At 50.2% G+C, this 21,280-nt stretch carries 25 protein-coding genes; 11 read left to right on the top strand and 14 right to left on the bottom strand.

All coding sequences use genetic code 11. From position 1 onward, the window contains the following. Positions 1-172 precede the first annotated feature (172 nt). Both LLU09_RS09890 and LLU09_RS09885 read left to right on the top strand, forming a co-directional pair. Positions 173-1,003: an alpha/beta fold hydrolase gene (locus tag LLU09_RS09890; protein ID WP_228311594.1), complete on the top strand. Its 831-nt coding sequence runs from the start codon at positions 173-175 to the stop codon at positions 1,001-1,003. Positions 1,004-1,039: 36 nt separating this feature from the next. After that, positions 1,040-1,663 (top strand): hypothetical protein, encoded by a 624-nt coding sequence (locus LLU09_RS09885; protein ID WP_228311593.1) that lies wholly within the window; start codon positions 1,040-1,042, stop codon positions 1,661-1,663. Between the two features lie 56 nt (positions 1,664-1,719). Here LLU09_RS09885 and LLU09_RS09880 read toward each other — a convergent pair whose 3' ends face one another. The 3 genes from LLU09_RS09880 to LLU09_RS09870 form a co-directional block, all read right to left on the bottom strand. Beyond that, positions 1,720-2,823 carry a threonine synthase gene (locus LLU09_RS09880; protein ID WP_228311592.1) on the bottom strand — a complete coding sequence of 368 codons (1,104 nt, stop codon included), beginning with the start codon at positions 2,821-2,823 and terminating at the stop codon, positions 1,720-1,722. A gap of 72 nt (positions 2,824-2,895) precedes the next feature. Next, positions 2,896-3,270, bottom strand: a complete 375-nt coding sequence (locus LLU09_RS09875) for a RidA family protein (RefSeq protein ID WP_228311591.1) — start codon at positions 3,268-3,270, stop codon at positions 2,896-2,898. Positions 3,271-3,286: 16 nt separating this feature from the next. Then, complete coding sequence (locus LLU09_RS09870) at positions 3,287-3,931, bottom strand: helix-turn-helix transcriptional regulator (protein ID WP_228311590.1); 645 nt, start codon at positions 3,929-3,931, stop codon at positions 3,287-3,289. A 249-nt stretch (positions 3,932-4,180) separates the two neighbouring features. Between LLU09_RS09870 and LLU09_RS09865 the strand changes: the two genes are divergently transcribed. Beyond that, the gene (locus tag LLU09_RS09865) at positions 4,181-5,230 is read left to right on the top strand and encodes a homocysteine S-methyltransferase family protein (RefSeq protein WP_228311589.1); all 1,050 of its coding nucleotides are present in this window, start codon (positions 4,181-4,183) and stop codon (positions 5,228-5,230) included. 97 nt (positions 5,231-5,327) lie between these two features. Here LLU09_RS09865 and LLU09_RS09860 read toward each other — a convergent pair whose 3' ends face one another. Genes LLU09_RS09860 through LLU09_RS09850 form a run of 3 tightly spaced genes read right to left on the bottom strand, consistent with a single transcriptional unit; the run spans position 5,328 to position 7,778 of the window. Further along, a complete protein-coding gene (locus LLU09_RS09860; RefSeq protein ID WP_228311588.1) occupies positions 5,328-5,516 on the bottom strand; it encodes a hypothetical protein in 189 nt (62 codons plus the stop codon). A gap of 23 nt (positions 5,517-5,539) precedes the next feature. Next, positions 5,540-7,120: an FMN-binding glutamate synthase family protein gene (locus LLU09_RS09855; RefSeq protein ID WP_228311587.1), complete on the bottom strand. Its 1,581-nt coding sequence runs from the start codon at positions 7,118-7,120 to the stop codon at positions 5,540-5,542. 34 nt (positions 7,121-7,154) lie between these two features. Further along, positions 7,155-7,778 carry an NAD(P)H-binding protein gene (locus LLU09_RS09850; protein WP_228311586.1) on the bottom strand — a complete coding sequence of 208 codons (624 nt, stop codon included), beginning with the start codon at positions 7,776-7,778 and terminating at the stop codon, positions 7,155-7,157. 378 nt (positions 7,779-8,156) lie between these two features. Between LLU09_RS09850 and LLU09_RS09845 the strand changes: the two genes are divergently transcribed. Continuing rightward, positions 8,157-9,041 (top strand): c-type cytochrome, encoded by an 885-nt coding sequence (locus tag LLU09_RS09845; protein ID WP_228311585.1) that lies wholly within the window; start codon positions 8,157-8,159, stop codon positions 9,039-9,041. An 82-nt stretch (positions 9,042-9,123) separates the two neighbouring features. Then, positions 9,124-9,861: an SDR family NAD(P)-dependent oxidoreductase gene (locus LLU09_RS09840; protein WP_228311584.1), complete on the top strand. Its 738-nt coding sequence runs from the start codon at positions 9,124-9,126 to the stop codon at positions 9,859-9,861. Between the two features lie 95 nt (positions 9,862-9,956). Here LLU09_RS09840 and LLU09_RS09835 read toward each other — a convergent pair whose 3' ends face one another. Beyond that, on the bottom strand, positions 9,957-10,679 hold the full coding sequence (locus LLU09_RS09835) for a sulfite exporter TauE/SafE family protein (protein ID WP_228311583.1): 723 nt from the start codon (positions 10,677-10,679) through the stop codon (positions 9,957-9,959). A gap of 328 nt (positions 10,680-11,007) precedes the next feature. On the opposite strand from LLU09_RS09835, the gene LLU09_RS09830 reads away from it, so the two are divergent. Next, entirely contained in the window at positions 11,008-11,901 is an 894-nt protein-coding gene (locus LLU09_RS09830; RefSeq protein ID WP_228311582.1) for a YitT family protein, read from the top strand. A 49-nt stretch (positions 11,902-11,950) separates the two neighbouring features. Here LLU09_RS09830 and LLU09_RS09825 read toward each other — a convergent pair whose 3' ends face one another. After that, on the bottom strand, positions 11,951-12,736 hold the full coding sequence (locus LLU09_RS09825; protein WP_228311581.1) for an SDR family oxidoreductase: 786 nt from the start codon (positions 12,734-12,736) through the stop codon (positions 11,951-11,953). A 201-nt stretch (positions 12,737-12,937) separates the two neighbouring features. Here LLU09_RS09825 and LLU09_RS09820 point away from each other — a divergent pair, with 201 nt between their 5' ends. After that, entirely contained in the window at positions 12,938-13,651 is a 714-nt protein-coding gene (locus LLU09_RS09820) for a DUF554 domain-containing protein (RefSeq protein WP_370632500.1), read from the top strand. 1 nt (position 13,652) lies between these two features. Here the strand turns inward: LLU09_RS09820 and LLU09_RS09815 are convergent, their stop codons facing one another. After that, a complete protein-coding gene (locus LLU09_RS09815; RefSeq protein ID WP_228311580.1) occupies positions 13,653-14,360 on the bottom strand; it encodes a DNA alkylation repair protein in 708 nt (235 codons plus the stop codon). A gap of 192 nt (positions 14,361-14,552) precedes the next feature. On the opposite strand from LLU09_RS09815, the gene LLU09_RS09810 reads away from it, so the two are divergent. After that, positions 14,553-15,308, top strand: a complete 756-nt coding sequence (locus tag LLU09_RS09810) for a hypothetical protein (RefSeq protein WP_228311579.1) — start codon at positions 14,553-14,555, stop codon at positions 15,306-15,308. A gap of 50 nt (positions 15,309-15,358) precedes the next feature. On the opposite strand, the gene LLU09_RS09805 is transcribed toward LLU09_RS09810, so the two are convergent. Continuing rightward, complete coding sequence (locus LLU09_RS09805) at positions 15,359-16,273, bottom strand: DUF2382 domain-containing protein (protein ID WP_228311578.1); 915 nt, start codon at positions 16,271-16,273, stop codon at positions 15,359-15,361. Positions 16,274-16,503: 230 nt separating this feature from the next. Between LLU09_RS09805 and LLU09_RS09800 the strand changes: the two genes are divergently transcribed. Beyond that, on the top strand, positions 16,504-17,271 hold the full coding sequence (locus LLU09_RS09800) for an SDR family oxidoreductase (protein WP_228311577.1): 768 nt from the start codon (positions 16,504-16,506) through the stop codon (positions 17,269-17,271). Between the two features lie 54 nt (positions 17,272-17,325). Here the strand turns inward: LLU09_RS09800 and LLU09_RS09795 are convergent, their stop codons facing one another. Next, entirely contained in the window at positions 17,326-17,571 is a 246-nt protein-coding gene (locus LLU09_RS09795) for a hypothetical protein (RefSeq protein ID WP_228311576.1), read from the bottom strand. A 145-nt stretch (positions 17,572-17,716) separates the two neighbouring features. Between LLU09_RS09795 and LLU09_RS09790 the strand changes: the two genes are divergently transcribed. Continuing rightward, entirely contained in the window at positions 17,717-18,589 is an 873-nt protein-coding gene (locus tag LLU09_RS09790) for a patatin-like phospholipase family protein (protein ID WP_228311575.1), read from the top strand. Positions 18,590-18,632: 43 nt separating this feature from the next. Here LLU09_RS09790 and LLU09_RS09785 read toward each other — a convergent pair whose 3' ends face one another. The 3 genes from LLU09_RS09785 to LLU09_RS09775 form a co-directional block, all read right to left on the bottom strand. Continuing rightward, positions 18,633-18,818, bottom strand: coding sequence for a hypothetical protein (locus tag LLU09_RS09785; protein ID WP_228311574.1), 186 nt, complete (start codon positions 18,816-18,818; stop codon positions 18,633-18,635). Positions 18,819-18,824: 6 nt separating this feature from the next. Continuing rightward, positions 18,825-19,982 carry a M20/M25/M40 family metallo-hydrolase gene (locus LLU09_RS09780; protein ID WP_228311573.1) on the bottom strand — a complete coding sequence of 386 codons (1,158 nt, stop codon included), beginning with the start codon at positions 19,980-19,982 and terminating at the stop codon, positions 18,825-18,827. Positions 19,983-20,106: 124 nt separating this feature from the next. Further along, positions 20,107-20,289 carry a hypothetical protein gene (locus LLU09_RS09775; RefSeq protein ID WP_040105847.1) on the bottom strand — a complete coding sequence of 61 codons (183 nt, stop codon included), beginning with the start codon at positions 20,287-20,289 and terminating at the stop codon, positions 20,107-20,109. Positions 20,290-20,480: 191 nt separating this feature from the next. Here LLU09_RS09775 and LLU09_RS09770 point away from each other — a divergent pair, with 191 nt between their 5' ends. Beyond that, positions 20,481-21,245: an SDR family NAD(P)-dependent oxidoreductase gene (locus tag LLU09_RS09770; protein ID WP_228311572.1), complete on the top strand. Its 765-nt coding sequence runs from the start codon at positions 20,481-20,483 to the stop codon at positions 21,243-21,245. Positions 21,246-21,280: the final 35 nt, after the last annotated feature.

Here is a 21,280-nt window from a genome sequence, read left to right as displayed (position 1 = left end):
TCATCTCACTCGACATATAGAACAGTCGTATTCTTACTTCATAGTATTGTCCTCCTGCTGCCGCTTCGAGTGAATCCATCCTCAATTTATTTTACTGGATGTAATTATTTGGTATGGTATCAGTATATCAAAATATCTAAATTTTTAAATATCTTACTAGAGGAGGCCATTGATGTTTGAGCGTGAAATGATAGAGACGGAACGCGGTACATTCGAGATATTCAAGAAAGGAAATGGAAAGCCTTTGGCATTCACCCACCTTTATAGTGAATTCAACACGCTCGGGAATACCATGTCGCACATGCTCTCCGAACACTATACAGTGCACATCATCAATCTGCGCGGTGCTGGCGGCTCGGAGGGACCCACAGAAGCGTATACATACAGCATGGATGATGCCATTCATGACATGGAAACGATAAGAAAAGCACTCAAAATGGACTCATGGACTTTTTCAGGACATTCTACGGGTGGTTTCCTGGCCCTGAAGTATGCCGTCATGTACCCCGAAAGCCTCGATAAGATAATAGCAGGCGGGCTGAGTGCATCCTATCGGTATATGCATCATGCTGATAGCATCTACTGTCCTGAGAATCCAAATAACCCGAGGATGAAGGAGATATTTTCGAAACTTCGCAATCCCGGCACAGCAAGGGAAGAAAGAATCAAGTTGTCGAAAGAATGGCTGATGATGTCACTTCATGAGGAAGCGTCCTATTACAAAGTGATCGACAAAAAAGAGAGTGGCAGAACGTTGATGGACAAGCTGGATTACTTCACTTCCGAGCTCAAAAACTATGATGTGAGGGAGCAGTTGAAATCGACACCTGTCAAAGCCTTCATATATTGTGGGCGGCATGATGCCCAGTGTCCGCACGTTTTCAGTGAAGAAGCCGCGGACCTGATGCCAAACGCCTCGCTCACAACATTCGAAGACAGCAATCACAATCCTGATGTAGAGGAAGAAGAAGCGTTTAAGCATTTTATAGAAAGTACAGTGTGATTCCCATTTTACATAAATCAAAAGGAGTGCTGTTCATTGGAAAAGAAAAAGTTCACAGAGCTTGATGTTGAGAAACTTAATATTGTCGACAGCAATGGCAAAATCAAAATGACACTTTTCAATCAGGAGAATATTCCGCCAGTGATTTTGGATGGTCAAGATATCATGCCGGGCCATAGGCAAGATGATCCGATATCAGGTCTGATGTTCTACAATGGAAGGGAAGAGGAATGTGGCGGGTTGATCTTTGGCAGTGAAGAGGATGAAGATGGCAACCCATCAATGACCGCTTCCCTTACCTTCGATGAGTACAGGCAGGATCAAGTGGTACAGATGAGCTACATAGAGGAAAAAGGACAGACCCAATACGGATTTTCCGTTTTTGATAGACCCAATCGGCCACTTTCACATATCGTCAAAGCACATCGTGAGATTGAATCATCTGATATGAGCGATGAGGAGAAAGAGACCGCGTATAAAGCATTGTATAAAGGCAACGCACCACGTGCCTTCATGGGTAAATCCCAAAATGGTGATGTATCCATGAAGCTTATGGATTCAAAAGGGAAGGATCGGATCCGGATGGTCATAGATGAGAATGATGAGCCCAGGATGGAGTTCCTGAACGCACATGGGGAGGTTACTTATAAGCTTCCATAACTCGCTGATCAGTTGCCCTGAATCCACCTTTCATTTAATGTCTTAACTTCTCGAACCTATTTCGATTTGATGCCCGCTCCACAGAGTGGGATGATTATTTTTTCTTCCGGACGCTTTTCATACTTGAGGTAGCCGGCATAGTTGACTGCTGATGTCACTTCCACATAGAATCCTTTTCCGCTCAGTTCAGCTCGTGCATCGAGGATTTCATCCTCTTCAATCTCAATGAACGTACCATTCGTATTTCTTACAGCTTCAAGAATCTGCTTAGATCGCGCTGGTGCGGCGATGGCGATCCCTTCCGCCAGCGTCCCTTCATTGACGACGGCCTGTGCAGTCTCCTCACCGTTCCGGTAGGCTTCAGCCAGGGGCGCACAGTGCTTCGCCTGGATGGCGATGATCTTCGGCATCTTCTCAATCAAGGCATTTTCAAACAGCTCTTTAAAACCGTAATAGACACCAAGAAGCAGTGTCCCGTTCCCCACCGGAACAATAACCGAATCGGGCGCATCGTTCAGCTGTTCGTAGATTTCGTAGGCGTATGTCTTCGTGCCTTCATAGAAATACGGGTTGTACACATGACTGGCGTAGAAGACCCCCTCTTCATCCACAGCCTGTTGGGCTACCGCGGCAATATCCTCCCGGGTACCATGGACCGCCTTGATTGTGGCCCCATGTGCCTTCACCTGATCGATCTTCTTCGGTGATGTTGTATCACGCAAGTAGATGTCACAGGCGATATTGGAGCGTGCTGCATAGGCTGCGATTGCTGTGCCTGCATTGCCGCTGCTGTCGGCAATCACCTTTTTCACACCCAACTCCTTGGCCAGTGTCATCAGAACGGCTGCGCCCCGATCCTTGAAGGATAACGTTGGCATCATGTAGTCGACTTTCACATATGAATTTGGGTTTTCAGAATCCAGGACAATTAGAGGTGATTGACCTTCTCCCATCGTGACGCCTTCCCATGTCCTCGAATCCTTTTTGAAGGGCATGGTTTCAACATAGCGCCATAATGAGTTCGGGTAGGCATTCCAGGCTGCAACATCAATCTTGGGGGTTCCCTTCGCTATATCCAGTACACCTCCACATTCACATTTCCATAACGTTGGAGTAATCTCGTGCTTTCTACCACAGCTGCTGCAGATGAACTGTTCCACATTTCTCAACCCTTTCAAATAATCTTTTATATTAATTAGACTTTTTTATACGCCTCATGCAAAAAAATATACTTAGATATATGCGATGGCATCCACTTCAATTTTGAAGCCAAAATGAAGTTCGTTCGTCGGTATCACGGTACGGGCAGGTTTGTGCCCGCCGAAGAATTCCTTGTAGACGCCGTCCACCTTATCCCACAGCTTTACATCCGGGATATACAGATTCATGCGCACAATCTGCTCTTTCGTGCTGCCGGCCGCTTCCACAATGGCCTCCACATTCTTGAGTGCCTGCAGTGTCTCCTCTTCAATCGGTCCTAACTTCTTTTCCCGGGTTTCCGGGTCAACCGCGAATTGTCCGGATATATACACGGTATCTCCATGTATGGTCGCCAAGGCATAATGTCCATTTGATTTTAAATTTCCCACTTCAAAGATCTGCTTCATGATGACACTCCTATTTTCATTTATTTTTGATTTCATCCAGATAACTGTAGACGGTCACTTTGGAGATGCCCAGCAGAGAAGCAACCTTCTCAACCGAACCTTTCATCAGGAAGATGCCCTTTTCTTCCATGAACCGTATCAATTCGACTTTCTCATGGCGCTTCATTGCCGGATGCACACTGGTTTTAATGATCTGCTGGATTAGCTGGTCGACTATCTCCTCGACATTTTCAAGGTCCTCATCCGCCTCGTCTTTTTCCACCTGCGCGTCAGCCTGTGCCGGCAGGAAGTCATCCATGAACTGCTGCATCCGGTTCAGTGCGTCGACATCAAAGTTCACACAATAGGCACCGATGACCTTTCTCTCGGAATCACGTATCAAAGAAGTCGAGGAACGGATCAGCCGTCCATCTTCGGTCGTGAATGTATAGCCCGACAGGTGGTCCTCCTTGAAGTCTTCATCCTGCAGTACCGTCTTGACCAAATGATCAAAAGATTGGCCGACCTCCCTGCCCGTCACGTGATTATTGACGGTGAACATCACTGAATTCTGCGGGTGCGTCAAATCATGGATGACGACCTCACAGTTCGGCCCGAACATCTTTGCGTTGGATTTCGCAACCGGGATGAACCCCTCTAAAATTTTCTTCGATTCTTCCATATGTTACGCCCCCACATTTGATTTCAAAGTCATTATATAATTTTTTATACGATTTAATCAATAAATAGATTTATTTATATTATTCAGGAGAATTCATCATATTCCCTTCGATATAGCCAAACGCTATATCCATACATGAATAATCAGTATTATTTTACACCCTGAATATCATGATAGACTTGTCCTAATCAAAAAGATCAGGTTGACTTCATTCCAGACCTTTTCTTTAAATTTAAGGGGGAGATTCATATGAAACGCAGTTTGGAAGAAAGACTCGAGGACGGTCCCGTCATCGCGGGAGAAGGATATCTATTCGAATTGGAACGCAGAGGGTATCTGCAGGCAGGCTCATTCGTACCCGAAGTGGCATTGGATAATCCGGAGGCGCTCAAGCAGACATACCGCGACTACATGAATGCAGGTTCCGATGTCGTCCTGGCCTTCACATATAACGCCCACAGGGAGAAGATGCGGATCATCGGCAAGGAGGAGCTGCTGGAACCTCTGAATAGAAATGCGATCCGGCTGGCAAAAGAAGTGGCAAAGGAGCATCCGACAGAAGAGTCACTGGTAGCAGGCAACATCTCCAATACGAACATCTTTGATCCGGACAACCCTGAATCAAAAGATCAGGTGAGGCAGATGTTCAGGGAGATGGTCCAGTGGTGCAAGGAGGAGGAAGTGGACTACATTAATGGAGAGACATTCTATTATCATGAGGAAGCAGTGATCGCTCTCGAAGAAATCCAAAGACACGGCATACCGGCTGTCATCACGATGGGATTGATGGGAGAGAATATATTGAGGGATGGCTTTACGGTAGAGGAGTCCTGCAGGATACTATCCGAAAAAGGTGCGTTGGTGGTAGGGATGAACTGCTTCCGCGGGCCTGATACCATGCAGCCCTATCTCGAGAAGATACGTGCATCAGTCGATGGCTACGTGGGGGGCCTGCCGATCCCTTACCGGACTACAGAGGAACATCCGACCTTCTTTAATCTGCCTGACGGCGGATGCAGCTGCCACCTGCCGCTCGAGACGACATTCCCGACTTCACTCGACCCGCTCTACCATAACCGATATGAGCTGGCCGAATGGGCAAAGAGCGCCAAGGATATAGGCGTCAACTACATTGGATTGTGCTGCGGGGCCTCTCCCGCCATGCTCCGCTCCGTTGCGGAAGCCGTCGGTGTAGAAACCGTCAACTCCAAGTATTCCCCCAATATGGAAAAGCATTTTCTTTTCGGCAAGGATGAATCACTCCAGGCGCACAATGTCAGTTATCGTTCCAAGGCATAGGAAGCAACAAAAGCCGGTCGGCACCCCATCATCGGGTGCTGACCGGCTTTCAGTTACTGTTCTGCTTTCTCCGTTCAGAGAGTCTAGAAAATAAGCATCAATTTACCATCACGAGAAATGAAATCAGGAAGATGACATAGATCCCCATAAACACCAATGCCAGTTGGGACAGTCGTGTCCTGATTGAAAGGGCCGGCATGAATCCCAGCCTTATGATGTTCACGCCCAGAAATATGAGCGCAAGCAGAAATGACGTGAGGGCGATGAGGAATACCACCTGTTCCAAAAGATCCCCCCTATATCAAATGTTTATTTTTGAAGCTTCTCCATCATGCTTTCCACTGATGAAATGCGACCCTGTCCATCCTTATAGACGATATGCTTCCGCTCGATCTTGGTCGGTGAATCGACCCCGGCAGCGGCGGCTACATTGAACAGTCCGGCACGCATCGAAGTGACATAGTTGGTGACACGGTAGAGCTTCTCATCCACGATGAGTCCTTCCTGAAGCTTATCGTCGGTCGTCGCTACACCGACCGGACATGTATTGGTATGGCAGACTTCGGCCATGATGCAGCCCACGCTGATCATGAAGCCGCGTGCGATATGGATGAGATCCGCCCCCATCGCAAGCGCGATGGCCGCCTTGTCGGGCGTAATGAGCTTGCCGGAGGCAATCAGTTTGACGCGGTCCCGTATATCGTATGCGCGAAGCACCTCATCGACGATCGGCAGTGCGGTCATGATCGGCAGACCGACGGAGTCCGCAAGCTCCTGATACGTCGCACCCGTACCGCCTTCACCGCCGTCGATGGTGATGAAGTCCGGGCCCTTCCCCGATTCCTTCATGATCTGGGCCATCTCTTCCAGGCTCTCACTATCGCCCACCACGATCTTCATCCCCACCGGCTTTCCGCCGACTTCACGCAGCTCCTCTATGAAGTCGAACAGCTTCGGGAAGGAATCGTATTCGACGAAACGGTTCGGACTGTTGACGGTCTTCCCCGGTTCGATCAACCGGATCCTGGCGATCTCTTCAGTAACCTTATTCCCTTCAAGGTGGCCACCCCGGGTCTTGGCACCCTGGGCAAGCTTGATTTCAAAGGCCTTCACCTGCTCCATCTCCGCCTTTTCCCTGAAGGCGTCCCAGGAGAATTCCCCGCCTGGTGTCCGGACGCCGAAAAGTCCCGGCCCGATCTGCATCATGAGGTCCGCATTGCCGGCCAGGTGATGGTCGGATATCCCGCCTTCGCCGGTGTTCATCCACGTGCCGCCGGCAATAGCCAGCCCTCTCGAGAGTGCGGTGATCGCCCGTTCGCCAAGCGCACCATAGCTCATTCCGGACATGCCGACCTGTCCTTTGACATGGAATGGCTGTCTGCACCTGCCCTCTCCGAGCACGATTGCGTCCTCATCCCGCAGAAGATATGGATCGGCCTGTGCTTCCTCACGATGCTCCTTGCGGGAGAATAGCCCCTCATTGTCGACGATGTATTTATAAGTATTCGTCTTCTGTGTATTGTCGATCCGCATTTCGGTCTCAAGCTTTGGAAATACGCTGTTCCTTATGAAATAGCCTTCTTCCTTGAAGTCCCGGTCGGAACCGAAGCCGAGCAGCCGTTCATTGTATTTTCCCGCCTTGACCACGTTCTGGAACTCGAGTCTTGAGAACGGCTCCCCTTCATTATCCTCTGCAAAAAGGTACTGCCTCAGTTCCGGCCCGACATGTTCGGATATATACCGTACACGCCCGAGCAGCGGGAAGTTGCGCAGAATCGCGTGCTGTTGCTGCCGGTCATCTTTCTGATACATATAAGCCATATAGGCCAGCGGCGCGGCGACCGAAGACGTCATGATCGCCGACGGCAGATATTTCGTTATCTTTCCCATATGAATCCCCTTTCCTTTTCATATACCTTATCATTTATAGCGCATCCAAAGCCTCTTTTATCACGGTCTCCCCGGCTGTCACTTCAAATGTCTTACGGAATGTATTTTCATTATCCAATGCCTCCACAAGGACGACCGCCACATCTTCATACGGCATCTCAGCGTCCTCTCCATCGAGCGACTCTGCCGCTTTAACCGTGCCCTTCCCCGGCTTACTGACGGCTTTAGAGACCCGTATGACCGTGTAGGTGAGTCCGCTCTCCTCCATCCATGCTTCCGGCTTATGCTTGCCTCCCGTCTCCTTCGTTTCCTCAGGTTCATCCGTGCGGACGGCACTCAAGTAGACGATGCGCCCGACCTGCTCCCGCTGAGCCGCCTCAAGTGCAGCACTCACGGCATCATGATCCACCAGTGCATCCTGGCTTTCAGCTGCACCGGATCCTGCGCCCGGCATGTAGATGAGTGCATCGGCACCGGCAAGCGCTTTGGAGAAATCCCCTGATTCAGAAATGAACACCTCTGCTGCACCATGCATCTTCAGTTCTTCCGCCCTGTTCTCAGTTTCCGCCATCGTTGCGGCATCATGTCCTGCTGCATCAAGAAACTTCACAACATGCTCGCCTACCGCTTCACCACCGCCAAAAACGCATACCTTCATCGAATGCCCCCTTCTGCTGATCAATTCATTTTCTAACTTCCCTATCCCGAGCAGTCGAAACCACCTATTATAGAGGGAATGTTCAATGGTTCTGCACAGGGATGAGCATCTCTTTCCATATTCACTTTCCATATTCAATTATATATTTTTTAATCCGTACATGCAGACTATAGGGATGCTTTTAAGATGTATCTTCAATTAAAATCATATTGATAAAAGTTGCACAATACAATATAATGAAAGTGTGTTCAAATATTCTCAATCTTTACATAAAAGGTATACATTAAAAGATATTCACTTGAAAATTGAGGATTGTAAAGGCAGCTCTTCACCTTAAAATACAGCAATAAATCAACATATATAAAGGTGGTACCAGTCATGAAAATCAAATTCATTCTACTCGTCCCCGCCCTGCTGATTTTTCTAGGGGCCTGTTCAAATGACGAAGCATCAATCGAAGAAGAAGTGGACATGTCCACGATCCGTCCGCCCCTCTCGGAGTTCAGCGAGGCGGAACAGGAGAAGATCAAATATGGGGAGAAGCTCAATACCGACACGCATCTCCTGCTTCCTGAAAATGTCGGCAACAACTTGAGCTGTGTCAGCTGCCATGCCGGAGCGGGCAGGACCAAGGACCTTACGTTTGTGGGTGTGACGGAGAAATATCCGAAGTACATGGCGCGTGCAGGTAAGGAAGTCAGTCTTGAAGAGCGGATCAACGGATGCTTCTCAAGAAGCATGAACGGCAAACCGATCGATCCCGAAAGTGAGGAAATGGAAGCATTCATCAGCTATTATGAGTACTTGAGCAAGGATATCGATTCACCGGACCAGTATGAATTCATGACGGTCCAGCATACAGCAGAAAGCGTGCCGGCTCCCAATGTTGAACAGGGCGCCCAAGACCTCGCCCGATACAACTGCCTCAGCTGCCACGGCCAATCCGGCCCGGAAGCAGCGAACACCGGCCCTGCCCTTTGGGGACCGGACTCATTCAATGACGGCGCCGGGCTGTCCAGGATTTCAAAGCTGCAGTACTATATCAAGAACTACATGCCAAAAGGGGAAGGCGGTACTTTAAGTGAACAGGAAGCTTCGAACATCGCCGCATACATCCTGATGCAGGACCGCCCTGAATTCGAAGGAGAAAGAGGATTCCCGAACGGCGATGGACCTGGCGACTATATAACGAAGGAAAAAAGGGAAGCATTGAAGGAGAACCTCATGGACTGGACGGATTTCAAGCAGGTCGAAGCAGAATAGAAACTTCAGGAAAGCAGGTTTCCTGTGCTTCCGATCGTCCAGTGTCATGTTGAATATGATTAAAAATTACAGGAGGTCAATCATGGGTAAGCTACAGGACAAAGTAACGATCATCACAGGTGGAATTTCAGGCATCGGGAAGGCGTCTGCAGATCTGTTCGCAGCCGAAGGCGCCAAGCTCATACTCGTCGACATGGATGAAGAGAAGGGCCAGGAGGTTGCTTCAGAGTATACATCCAACGGTCATGAAGCCATCTTCATCAGAGCGGATGTGACGAGCGAAGCGGATGCGGAAAATGTATTCAATAAGACAATCAAGAAATTCGGCCGCGTGGACATCCTCTTCAACAACGCAGGAATCGGAGCGGTGAAACCGACGCATGAAGTCCCTTATGCCGAATACCGCAAGACCGTTAATGTCGATCTGGATGCGGTATTCCTGTTCGCACAACATGCCATCAAGCACTTCCTTGAGCAGGGTGAAGGGGTCATCGTCAACACCGCTTCAATGTACGGCTGGATCGGCGCACCGGGCTCTGCAGCATACAATGCAGCCAAGGGCGGCGTCATCAACCTCACACGCTCCCTCGGTGTCGAATATGCAGCAAAGAACATCCGTGTCAACGCACTGTGTCCGGGCTTCATCGACACGCCGATCATTCCGGAAGATCAGAAGAAGACACTTTCCGAGATCACACCGATGGGTCGTCTCGGCCAGTCCGAGGAAATGGCCAAAGCGGCATTGTTCCTCGCTTCAGATGATTCCAGCTTCATGACAGGAAATACGCTGACCGTCGACGGCGGCTTCACTGCGCAATAACATCACTTAAAAGCATATCGAATAAGACTGCCCCGGTTCTGTCCTTACAGATCCGGGGCAGTTTTTTGCCTTCGGCCGCTCTATTACACCCTCCTCTAAAGCATCCCGAAACTATCGAGAAGGAGATAGCTGCCTGTAGCCGCCAGGATGATGTATGTAAATATGCGGAAGCCTTTCTGGTTGATGTATCTGAAGAGCATCTGGCCTATATACAGTCCAATAAAAACCAGGGGCAGCCCCCATAGGCTTGCGGTCCATACGACTGGTCCGGTACCGGCAAAGACGACCTGGATGAGAAGGCTCACTGCATAGATGAAGAGATAGAATGCGAGCGTCGTCCCCCTCACCTTCTCCTTCAGGCTGTCTGTCCCTGAGAAGTACAGAAGCAGCGGTGGTCCAGGCATGCCGATGCTGGTCGTAAGGGAGCCTGCGATGCCTCCCGCGAAGAAATCCCTGCCCTTCTTCCTCTCTATACGGAAATTGAAGAGCAGAAGCAGCGTCAATGCAAGGATGATGATGCCGATGACACGCTTCAATCCATCGATGTCCGCCATCAGAAAGAGGCCTATTCCGATGAAAAGGCCAATGACACTGCCTGATATGAAACGCCTGAGTACCGGATAGTCGATGTCCTGCCTGATGGTCCGGATCAATGCAGCTGAAATGACGAGGGACAGGACCAGATTGATCTGAATCGCTTCAGCAGGTTCGAATATCAGCAGCAGAAAGGGCGTCGCCAATATCGAGAAGCCGAACCCTGTACTCGTCTGCAGTATGGAAGCGATCAGTATGATCATGATGAACACAGCAATTTCCATAGTCTCCTCCTATCTGTCCGAATGATGACATCCTACCATTTTTCCAGCCGTTCAGCACCCGGCACAAATATCGCCTTCCTGGAACCCTTCATCAGCCGTGTGGAAACCCCCTCTTCATCAACCATATTACATATTGTCACAACTTTGTCACTATTCAACATCCGGTTTGGGAAGCGCTTACCCCCAGGTGTATCAAACTCCAGTCATGCCAAGGGGTACAGCGTTAAAATTCTGTAAATTAGGACTATATATAAAGGCATTGTAATTTGTCATGATTTTCTAGTATTATGAATCGAAGCTAATCAAGCGACATACAAGGAGGGTTATGATGATAATCAAAAATAGACTGGAAAGAACAAACTTTGAGAAGGTGAAAGCCGGCCTGGCGCCAGCATTTACAATGCAGACATGGATGAATATCCTGGCTGTCATATTGGGGGCCTTCCTCTTTTCCATCGGTGTGAATCTATTCATGATTCCAGGGAATCTCGGGGACGGAGGCGTATCGGGACTGGCCATCATAATCCTGTATGCGTTTGACATCTCCCCGGCGATCTCCACACTCGTACTGAATGGCCTGCTGCTCATTGTTGGGTTCAGATTCCTCTCAAGACGCGGGATGTACTATACGATATTCGCAGTAATCATGATGTCCGTATTCCTCGGCATTACGGAGTCGTGGGTCGTGCAGACGAACGAAGTGATGCTCAATGTGATATTCGGCGGCCTGTTCCTCGGACTCGGCAACGGGCTCGTCATCCGGATCGGGGCAACCACAGCAGGTTCTGCGATACTCGGCAGGATCGCCCACAAGTATCTGGATGTGAAGATCGCCAATGCCGTATTGATATTCGACCTCATGGTCATCACACTCGGCCTGACGGTACTTACGATCGAACAGGTGCTGCTCACCGTTGTAGCCATGTACATCAACGTGAAGGTCATGGACTTCATGATAGAAGGTATGAATCCGAAGAAGGCCATCACCATCATCTCCAAAAATCCTGAGATGCTCGGCAAGCTGATCAACAGTGAAATCGGCTGGGGCGTCACCATGATGAACGGTAAAGGATTCTACTCCAGGGAAGAGAACGACATCCTTTATGTCGTCATCAATAAATCCAAGTTGACACGCCTCAAGCGTCTGATCCAAAAGTATGATGAAGAAGCATTCGTTGTAGTAAATGATGTGAACAGTGTACTTGGCAGTTCATTTGTATAGATTACAGTAAAACAGGGTGCGGCACCGTTTGGTGCTGCACCCTGTTTCTTTATATCTCGATATCCCAGTTGTCCTGTTCTTCCTTGCGCATGTTCTCTGCAGTATCTTCAGGATATGCGGTACGGAACTTGTGGTGGTCCTTCGGAATGACTTCCACCATCTTGTCGATCATCATCTGCGGATCATACTGCTGGTCGAGTCCCTGCTCGCTCTCCTTCAGGTTTTCAACAGAAGTATGGTGCTTTTCCGAGTCGAACCATTCCCACTTCTCTTCCACGGCGCGGTCATTGAACCCGGTGTCGAATGGTCCCGGGTTGATCGTCGCAACCTGCACATTGAATTCTTCCATCTCCTGCCTCAGCGATTTGGCGATGGCTTCCAAGGCATGCTTGGAGGACGCATAGAGTCCCTTATAGGCAGAAGCCATCGTCCCGGCCATCGATGACATGAAGACGATCTTGCCCTGACGCTTTTCGACGAAGTGCTCTGCTGCGATACGGGCTGTCTCAAGGGTACTGAAGACGTTCACTTCAAAAAGCTGCCTCAGCGCCGACATCGGCACTTCCCATATCGGGCCGCCTTCATTGACTGCAGCATTCGCGACGAATACATCATAGTCATAGCGCTTCATCCGTTCCCGATCATCCGGGTTTGTGATGTCCATCTTGAAGATTTCAAGATCCACCCCGGCTTCTTCCGCCGCTTCCTTCAGGCCGGTGATCTGCGGATGGATCTCTACAGCAGCGATGACCTTATGTCCCTCTTTTGCCAATCCGAGCGCCGTCCCCTTACCGAGTCCGGAACCCGCACCTGTAATCATGATGGTTTTAGCCATTTATAGTTGCCTCCTTTAACGTTTTGTATGATGCTTCCATTTTTCCCTCTTCAGAGCATCATAAACTTCCCCAAACTGCCGGAGGATCTGCTGATTCCCCTTTGACAACCGCCCGATCCAGTAATATCCTTATACTAATCAAAAGTCATCAGAGTATTTCACACCGTCTGGTGGCGTACATCACAGAAATGAGGAAAATCAATGCTGTCACTTCTCGGTACTGCGGTCAACGCCCTGGCGATCATCGCGGGCAGCTTCATCGGCCTATTCTGGCGCAACATCAATGAGGACATGAAGACCACCATCATCCAGGGACTCTCGATCACAGTCCTCGTCCTCGGCATCGACATGGCTCTGGAAAGCAATCGGATCATCATCGTTGTGGTCAGCATCGCACTCGGTGCAATGCTCGGGGAGAGATGGCGCATCGAGGAGCGGATGAACCGCTTCGGCATATGGCTCGAGACGAAGACCGGGGCAAAGGAAGACGGGGTGGCGGCGGCTTTCGTCACGGCCACCCTCGTCTATGTAGTCGGGGCCGTCGGCATCGTCGGTGCCCTTGACAGCGGCCTCCGCGGCGATCATACAGTGCTCTTCACGAAGTCGCTGATCGACGGCATCATGTCCATCTTCCTGACTTCGGCACTCGGCATCGGCATCATCTTCTCCGCTTTTCCGGTATTCCTGTTCCAGGGTTCCATCACGATATTCGCCGCCCAGATCGACCGCTTCATCCCACCGGAACTGATGGATCAGTTCATCATCGAAATCACCGGCGCAGGCGGCGTCATGATCATCGCCATCGGTCTGAGGCTCCTCGGCATCCTGAACATCCGGGTGGCGAACCTGCTTCCAGCGATACCGATCATCATGCTGATTGTGGCCGTACTGTACTACTGGACACCAGCGATCTGATTCAGCACCTTACATACTTCCTTTTGAAGCCGATCCGATCCTTCTCGACCTGCTTCTGGATATTTCCATGGGCATCCAGTATGGCAGGATTTTTGTTTTCCCTTCTAATTTCAATCTTCCCCACTCTTCCGGCGGTCTCGACCGCCTTGTCATGCAGCGGCAGGAAAGATATCGCGACGGTATAGACGAAGTTGTTCATGGAAGCCTTCGTCCGCTCGGGGGCTGAATGAATTTCCGCTTCAACCCTGTCGAGCATCCCGGATATCTTGCCGGTTTCGAACACCTCATCCTTCCGGCTGCCGAGGAGCCAGCAGTAGCAGCTCCACCCGGCCGACATCTTCAGTTCTTCCCCACTGTCGATCCATTCATCGGCAACCTCTTGGGCGATGTCGGACTCGGATAAAGTGACCGCCACCACGTAATCCGAAACCATATAGAAATAGGCATCTTCGATCCAACGGTCATAGTCCGCCCGCGTCATGGCTTTCGAATCTGCAATGATGCCTGCGAAATACATCGCATCATAGTTCCCTGTCGAATACAATTGTTCTGCAAGCCGCTGGTTGATCTTTATCTTCTTCACCATCGGTTTCATGGCACCCGTTGCCACCCCGAAGACAGGTTCCTTCGCCCCGTTCGATATATACATCTTCTTCGTGCGTTCCTTTCCCAGACCCTCAAGTTCCTCCATGACGGCATTAAAATCCATGTGCAGCACTCCCTTCATGATATGCACCCATTATACCACCCTTCAATATCCGATGTTATCATTTAATCGAACATACGTTCGTGTTATAATGGATTTACGTTCGGGTGACATTGAAAATATCGGGGTGCAGTGATGATCGGCAGAACAGACTGTCATCATATCCACGCACCCCACACCATTGGAGGTTGGGACATGTTCTATAACCTGATATATTTTAACGAAAACCTATATGACACCTACTATACATTCGCCAATGCCGGCCGGGCGGTACAGTTCAATGAAATCGAATCCCAGACCGACAAAGGGGCCCAGCTGGGATTCAATGATACACATGTGGGCTTAGGAAAATCCTCCGTAATAAAGGGGGAAGTCATCAATAACCCGGCATCAAAGCTCATCAACCTTGAACACAGCCTTGTGGATAATGACTTCTTCGTCGATTTCGAGACGGATCCATCCTTCCATCAGATCGAAGATCTAAGTCGACGGATGATCTTCCGGGCCACCCTCCCCCTCAAGATACATGAATCATTCGATATGTATGAAATGACGAAACGGATGAAGGCGGAGTTGGAGCAGGCCGGATTCATGGGAAGGACATCGGATGATATCGAACTGTTCAACATGGTGTTCGACTTCGATAAGATCAGACTGCCCGTCTACAATGATGACATGGGCATGGTCATCTTCAGCAAACTTCATAAGGACTGCCTGCTGATTGAGGAGAATGAACTGGAGGAGCTGACGGAGGATAACATCGTCCTGGCCAAGGTCAGAAGGACCCATGAGACGCACTTCACCCTGTTCGACCCTCTGAAGGATTTCGTCACACTCAATGCCGGCACAATAAAAGCAGTTGAAAAGAGGCTTCCCGACTCCGGAATCCTGTCACCCATCGAGATGCGGTCAGCTGGTATGGAAATTGAAATCATCGCCATATACAGTTAAAAAAATGCCGGCCCGGAAATCCGGGTCGGCATTAAATGTGGAATGCACTATTATAGTTTATCGTCTCTTCTCGCGTCATCCCTCAGGCTGTCCCTCAATGTTTCATCGTCATCTCTGAGACCGTCCCTGCCGACACCATCTCTGGTACGGCCGGTCGTATTCTCATCGATATCGACATCTTCACGACGGACATCTTCGGAGACATGTTCAGTATCTCTGACTTTATCCTTCTTGACGACGACTTCTTCAGAAACGACGTCTTCTTTATTTACATTGACGCGTTCTTCATTGACCGGTACCCTGATGGAATCATTGTCATCACCGATTTCGCCATCACGGACTGGACGGTCGCCATCTACAGGACGCCGCTCTACTGTAACTTCTTCACGCTCTACCGGAACATCGAATTCCTGACGCTCTGTTTCAGTATGCTTGTCGATGTTGACTTCGCCGGTCTTGACGTTCTCCTTGTCGACGTTCAGCCGCTCTTCATGGAGCTTGAGTGACTCTTCGTCTGTAGTAACATTCCTATCGGCACGGTCTCTGTCGTTGAGATCCCTGTCATCTAAGTCACGGTCTGCACGTGCACCTGCAGCACCTGCTGCCGGTCCACCTGCAACGCCTGTGCCCTGTCCTTCGACAGTGGCTGTGCCGTCAACATAAAGGAGAATCTTGTCTGCATCAAGTGCTTCCCTGTACTCCTGCTCTTCTGCAGCTGTCAGGTTCATGTTGTTGACTGCCTGTTCCTCAGGTGCGTCACCTGTGAAGAATGACACGACTTTATCCCATGCACTGCCTTCGGAACTCTTGACGTTTACACCGGAATAATCGCCAAATGCGCCACCGGCTTCAAGGTCACGATTGGATACGATTGTAATTTGATTTTCGTCTACGCCTTCGGTCTTAAGCTGATCGATTCTGCTGACTGCTTCCTGTTCAGTATTGAATGTTTCGATCTTACGCATAATAATCCCTCCGTAGTTCATTTGTTTTATTTAGTGGTTACCGTTTCAATTGATTGACCATGCTACCAACATGCTTCAAATCACGGTCAACCTTTGGATACCCGTGCACCAATTTATTAAACATCGACCACTTATGAAAAGTTTGTGTCGGCAGGTGCAATTGCTTGCTTAATACATAATAAGGAATAAAATGGAAGTATGTATCATAATCAATTAAGGGAGAGATATGAATGACTAAACTGGATGGTAAAGTGGCGGTTGTTACAGGTGCAGCATCAGGCATGGGCAGGTCGATTGCAAAGCTCTATGCAAAGGAAGGCGCAAAGGTGATCGTCGCCGACTTCAATATGGAGGGTGCAGAAGCGGTCACGGCCGAAATCATTGATGAAGGGGGTACTGCGAAAGCGGTCAGCGTCAATGTGTCGGACAAGGATCAGGTGGAGAAGATGATCGATACGGCAATCAGTGAATATGGAGTGCTGGATATCCTCGTCAACAATGCAGGCATCATGGACGGCTTCGAGCCGGTCGGTGAAATCACCGACGAGAAGTGGGACCAGATCTTCGATGTCAATACGAAGGGTGTCATGCGTGCAATGCGCAAGGCGGTGAACTACTGGATGGAGAACGAGAAGGAAGGCGTCATCGTCAACACCATCTCCACCGGCGGACTGAATGGCGCACATGCCGGAGTCGCCTATGGTGCTTCCAAGCACGCAGTCGTCGCACTCACGAAGAACACAGGATTCATGTACGCGAAGAACGGCATCCGGGTCAACGGCATTGCACCGGGCGCAATCGAAACCAATATCGGTTCCAGCATGAAGGACGTCAGCGACTTCGGCATGCAGCGTGCGGGCATGACGCACGGTCTGTCACCACGTACCGGCCAGCCTGAAGAGGTTGCTGAAGCAGCGCTTTTCCTGGGCTCAGAGGCTTCAAGTTTCGTAAACGGCACCGTGCTTACAGTCGATGGCGGCTGGACGGCAGGCTTCTAGATTTTCATGATACGATGAACGCCGCATCCGGACGGGATGCGGCGTTCTTAATATTCATTCGTCTTTTCCCCGGTTGTCCTTCCGCTTCTTCCCCTTCTTGTAGTCCTTGTTGAAGAAGTCATATTTGAGTATATTCTCAAACAAAGCCTTGATCAGCATCGCAGGACCTATAATGATTATTGCGATGGTGACCACCGGCATCGTCTGGAGCCATTCCATGAGGAGAGTCCTCACAGCGATGAATGACAGGACCACCCATACCAGTCCAAGAAGCAAAGAAGTCTTATTCAATTCCGGCATGCTTTTCCCCTCCTAAAATCCCTTAGACAAATTCTAACATATGAAGGTTTTCCCACAGTCCGTCCGCCTTACACGTAGACCCGAATTCTGCTAGAATTGAATTATTATATGATATCTACATTTAAAAGGACTGAAGGTGTAAATTATGACAGACACAGGACTGGTGCTTGAAGGCGGCGGCATGCGGGGCCTCTATACCGCCGGTGTGCTGGAATACTTCATGAGCCGTGAGCTCTACTTCCCATATGTCATAGGTGTATCTGCAGGTGCCTGCATGGGTGCATCCTACCTGGCCAGGCAGCGTGGACGCAACAGACGCGTCAACTTGGACTATATCGATGACAAGCGCTACATCTCCCTCTCCAACTATCTCCAGAGACGCGAGCTCTTCGGCATGGATTTCATCTTCGATGAGATTCCGAACACCCTCGTTCCATTCGATACCGGGACGCTGCTCGGAAATCCAGAAGAGTTCGTCATCGTCACGACGGACTGTGAGACCGGCGAACCGGCCTACTATAGGAAGCAGGACTATGATGCAGAGTCGCTTCCGACACTGCTCAGGGCTTCAAGTTCGCTTCCATTCGTGGCTTCGAGTGTCCACTACCGTGGCCGGAAATTGCTCGATGGAGGCATCTCCGACCCGATTCCGATCAGGAAAGCGGAATCGGACGGCTTCCCGAAAAATGTCGTCATCCTCACAAAGCCCCGAGGCTACTTCAAGAAACCGAGCCGGATGACGAAGATCATCAAATACAGGGACCATCCCATCATCAACGAAAAGCTCGGCGTCCGATACAGACACTACAATGAAACCCTCTATGACGTCTCCAAACGTGAACGCGACGGCAATGCATTCGTCATCAGCCCGAGCAGGAGCCTCAAGGTCGGCCGGACCGAGCGCAGCAGGGAAAAGCTCGAAGCCCTATATGAACTCGGCTGGAATGACGCGAAGGTACAGTTCGAAGCGCTGCAGGCATTTCTCGAACATCCGGCCGGGCAGCCGATGACAAATTGAATTTAATGAACAAAGGGCGTTGGAAATCTCCAGCGCCCTTTACTTATAGTTTGATGTTCTTCATTTCAGCAATCACCCGGCATGTCGTCTCAATCCCGCTGTAGAAATGCTCGACCACAAGATTCTCATTCGGTGAATGGTTCGCCTCGTCGACATTCGCATATGGGACGACGACCGACGGGGTTCCGAGCACCTTCGTCCATACGGCATCCGGCAGGCTGCCGCCCATGCTCGGCTAGATGAAGGCCTCCTTCCCGAATGACGCTTCGGCAGCCTTCCGTATCGGTTCGATGAATGGAAGGTCTACGGATGATCTGGAAGGTGACATCTGTCCAAGCTTCTTCACCGAGACATCCGACGCATGTTTCGCGACATGGTCCCGGACCAGTTCGAAAATGACATCCGAATCCTGATCCATGACAAGCCGCATATCAATCTTCACCTTGGCATCCTTAGGGATGATCGTCTTCGCCCCTTCCCCGCCATAGCCGCTGGTGAAGCCCGAGATGTTGAAGGTCGGCTCGAAGCACAGCTTCCTATAGTACTCCGCCTTTGTCATTTCGATGCCAGCGTGTCCAACGTTCCGCCGCACTTCTTCCAAGTCGAATGGGAGCTTTTCAATCAATTCCATCTCGCGTTCCGTCGGTGCCTTCACGGTGTCGTGGAATCCTTCAATCAGCACCTGTCCGTCCGCGCTACGCATGGTATGGAGGAGATCCATCAGTTTCCATGCCGGGTTCGGCACGATGTTCCCTTTATTCCCAGAATGGTTGTCGAAGTCCGCTTCACGTAATGCGAGCTCCACATACAGCATCCCCCGCACGCCGAGGAGTACATAGGGATGGCCCTCCGGCAGCATCGGACCATCGGAAGTATAGACGAGATCCGCTTCAAGCTTCTCCCTGTTCTGGGCCACGAATGAATCAAGGTTCACACTGCCGATCTCCTCTTCGCCTTCAATGAGGAACTTTACATTCACCGGCATTTCGCCTTCCGCTTCAAGATAGGTCCGGATGGCCATGATCTGTGCCATGATCTGGCCCTTGTTGTCCCCGGCACCGCGCGCATATATCCTGCCGTCACGGATTGTCGGCTCAAAGGGCGGGCTTTCCCATTCTCCAATCGGGTCCGGCGGTTGGACGTCATAGTGCCCATAGATCAGTATCGTCGGTGCATCATCTGACACATGGTACTCCCCATAGACGACGGGGTGTATCTCCGTCTCCATCAGTTCCACATGTCCGATGCCGGCACCCTTCAGCTTTTCCATCATCAATTCAGGGCACTCCCTGATGCCATCGTTTTGTGCACTGATGCTCTTCTGATTCAGCACTTCGAACAGTTCATCCATGTAGCTTTCCCTATTTGCTTCAATCACCCTTCTGAAATCCATTCATTCTCCCCCTCGTCTGTGATATGTATCCTTCATGACAACCTGTACCGGCAAAATTAAAGGGAGCAGTCATTTCCCCCAGATTATAGAAATTCTGGCCAGGAAAATACGGCTCCCCTCCATTCTACATCGCCATGCCGAATATTGTAAGAATCAGGGCAATCCACAGCACCGCTGCCAGCACGAGGAAGAAGATGCTCCACTTCGACACCCTGCCCTGCTCTTTTGATTCCCTGCTCAGTTTCTTCATGAACAGAGCCGTGAACAGCAGCAGAACGATGGCACTGAATATCAGTCTGATGACCATGAGATGTGCGCCTCCTTATATATTGCTCTACTTTGTGCTGTACCCGTCCCATGGGCCTTGTATGCTTCAGACCATGTGCCGAAGATAAGTTTCAGAATATTGTCACACTACAGAAGGCAAATGGCGCCATACGGACGCCGAAGCGCGGTATAATGGAAGTGCAATCAAAATGTGTCAGGAGGAATACAACAATGATATCTTTGGAAAATAAGACAGCAATCGTCACTGGTGCCGCAATGGGCATGGGCAAGGCAACAGCATTGAAATTTGCCAAGGCTGGCGCCAATGTCATCGTGGCCGACATGAATGAGGAAGAAGGCCAAAAAACCGTTGAGGAAATCAAGGCAGATGGCGGTGAAGCCACCTTCGTTAAAGTGAACGTCGCTGAAGAAGCATCCGTCAAGGAGATGGTCCAGAAAGCCGTTGACACGTATGGCAGCCTTGACGTCGCCATCAACAACGCGGCCATCACGCCGGATGATAAGCCGATCGCAGACATGGACTTCAACTACTATGAAAAACTGATGTCCGTCGATTTGAATGGTGTGGCCCTCTGCCTGAAGTACGAGCTTGCACAGATGGAAAAGGATGGCACACAAGGGTCCATCATCAATACATCTTCCGTCAGTGGCATACGTCCACAGCCGACAAACCCAGCATATGTAGCAGCAAAGCATGGCGTCATCGGTCTGACCAAGCAGGCGGCCATGGACTACTCTCCAAAAGGCATCCGCATCAACAGTGTGGCACCGGGTGCAATCGATACACCAATGCTGCGTGGGGCACTCGACCAGTTCGGTTTTGACCCGGATGAATATGCGAAGCAGCTGAGCATGCTCGGCCGTTTCGCCCAGGCCGACGAAGTCGCAGAAGCCAACCTCTGGCTCGCCTCCGACCTCTCCTCCTATGTGACGGGAACGGTCCTGAATGTAGATGGCGGCTATACTTCAATGTAGGCTTCAAGTCCTCTCATACCAATAAAGAAGCATCT

This window comes from Salinicoccus sp. RF5 (genome assembly GCF_020786625.1).
In the GTDB taxonomy this organism is placed as follows: domain Bacteria; phylum Bacillota; class Bacilli; order Staphylococcales; family Salinicoccaceae; genus Salinicoccus.
Note: the sequence above shows the minus strand (reverse complement) of the source record. Positions and strands in the feature narration are given on the sequence as shown.